Genomic DNA, 253 nt, shown 5'->3' with positions numbered 1-253 from the left:
GGACGCGTTCACGCTCGCGCAGGACGCCAATGCCCTGGGCCCGATCCTGGGTCGCCTGTTCCAGAACACCTTCGCCGTGGCCAAGCAGGTGCGCACCGACACGCAGATCGGTGCCTCCCCCGTGTCGTGGCCTTCGCCGCCGTGAGCCTGGCGCGCCAGATCTTCGGTTCGCTCGAGGAAAAGACCGCGCTGCTGATCGGTGCCGGCGAGACGATCGAGCTGTGCGCGCGCCACCTGCAGTCGGCCGGCCTGA

Annotated in this window: 1 pseudogene; it reads left to right on the top strand. The window is 69.6% G+C overall.

Going from position 1 to position 253, the window contains the following annotated elements:
* Positions 1–253 (top strand): annotated as a pseudogene (locus tag FAZ79_RS11375) (glutamyl-tRNA reductase); the annotation flags it as partial.

The organism is Guyparkeria sp. SB14A, from assembly GCF_005096345.1.
Classification (GTDB): Bacteria; Pseudomonadota; Gammaproteobacteria; order Halothiobacillales; family Halothiobacillaceae; genus Guyparkeria; species Guyparkeria hydrothermalis.
Note: the sequence above shows the minus strand (reverse complement) of the source record. Positions and strands in the feature narration are given on the sequence as shown.